The following is a 1,743-nucleotide window of genomic DNA, read 5'->3' as shown; positions in this document are numbered from 1 at the left end:
GCCAGCGACAATCAAACACACCAAAACGGAACTGTCGCGGTCAGAATCTTCTCATCCTGATTGCCGCAACTTCTCATCCAGTTTGTCGCGCTACAGTCTGCGCATGTCGCGCCTTTTCAGGCCGAAGTGCTGGCGCAATTTAAGGCACTGACGATCTTTCACTGAACTTTTGATGAAATCGGCTTCTTGTACGACCGACGACGGTTCTTCGAGAACTCTATCCCTAAATCGTACGAATTAGATTTTCAGGAATCAAATCCGCGCCTTTTCAGCAAAAATTGATGGGGGTCACGTTGGGGGTCAATATTAAAATTCCGAAATATGTTCTTATATATATCTGATATTTAATGAGATTATTCGATTCCCGCTACCGCTCCAGAAGCCTGTGTCAGGGCGTCTCACACCATTTACAAAAGCAAAAAAGTGGCGGTAATCTGCCATTTATCGGCTTGTTGCGTGTCATGGTATCTCAAGGCAGCGCCTCGAAAAAGGGCCCCTGTCGAGGACGGTTTTGCCGATCGCTCGCTCCAATTTGAAGCGGGTCAAATGGAGAGATCGTGATGCCGCTAACCGATTCTGGCGTTCGCCGTGCCCATTCGCGAGACAAGCTTTGCAATATGGCCGACGGCGCGGGTCCTTATATGCCCATCACGACAAACGGCAGCAAGCATGGGATAATGAAATCCCGATTTGACGAGTTCGAGAAGAAGATCCGCTGCGGGCCATATCCTCGCGTCGCCCTTCAGCACTGCAGACTCGGATCGGATCGCCGAGACCAGCGCGTTCACCGCTCAGACGTAGGCGGCAAGAATCTCCTGGAAGAGCTCGAGGTCCCCGGCGCTGCGGGGACGGACTTGGGCGCCACTCGCTTTGGCTCCCCCCGGGATGACCGCAACCCGCGTTCCGCGGGTCCTCGATCTCCTTGCGGTCCTGCCGATGCAGCCCGACCGAGGATGCGGGTCACCCGGCTCATTCCTGCCGCCTGCTTCCGGGCCGGGATGCGGTGTCTGGAATGAGAAAGGGAATGCGCAAGGAGCGGAGCGAAAGGGCGAGCCTTTATTCGCAAGTCACAAGCCGGATCATTGCCGAGCTTGAAGAAGGACGGTTGCCATGGGTGCAGCCTTGGGACAGCGCGGCGTGTGGTTGCACGATGCCGCAGAATGCGGGGACCGAGCGGAGTTATTCGGGGGTCAATGTGCTAATCCTTTGGGCCGAGGTCGTCGCCAAGGGCTATGCGTCGCAGCAGTGGCTGACCTACCGGCAGGCCGAGGCTGCAGGCGGAAATGTCCGGCGGGGCGAGAAAGGCACGGTGATTTGCTATGCCGACCGCTTCACGCCGAGGGCAGAGCATGAACAGGCGCAGCGCGAGGACCGCGAGGCGCGGCAGGTGGCGTTCCTCAAGGGCTTTGTCGTTTTCAACGTCGAACAGTGCGAGGGACTCCCGGAGGCTCTCGCTGTGCCCATGGCCAGCCCCGATCCGCGTCACGCAATCGCCGGAGCCGATGCGCTGATCGCGGCGAGTGGCGCGCAGTTCAACATCGGCGGCGCCGAGGCCTTCTACAGTCCGAGCCACGACTTTGTGCAGGTGCCGCCGCAGGCGGCTTTCCATGAGCCAATAAATTGGTATCGCACCGCGCTCCACGAGCTTGGGCATAATGCCGTAACCCTGATTATGCCGCATGGCGTTGGCTAGGACTTGTTTTTCGGCCATCCGCCATGCGGCACCTCGGCATAATCAGAGCC

At 58.0% G+C, this 1,743-nt stretch carries 1 protein-coding gene; it reads left to right on the top strand.

From position 1 onward, the window contains the following. Positions 1-1,024: 1,024 nt before the first annotated feature. Positions 1,025-1,693 (top strand): ArdC family protein, encoded by a 669-nt coding sequence (locus B5X69_RS20645; protein ID WP_139375921.1) that lies wholly within the window; start codon positions 1,025-1,027, stop codon positions 1,691-1,693. Positions 1,694-1,743: the final 50 nt, after the last annotated feature.

The organism is Sphingopyxis flava (assembly GCF_900168005.1).
Taxonomy (GTDB): Bacteria; Pseudomonadota; Alphaproteobacteria; order Sphingomonadales; family Sphingomonadaceae; genus Sphingopyxis; species Sphingopyxis flava.
This window is presented reverse-complemented; position numbering and strand designations above follow the sequence as displayed.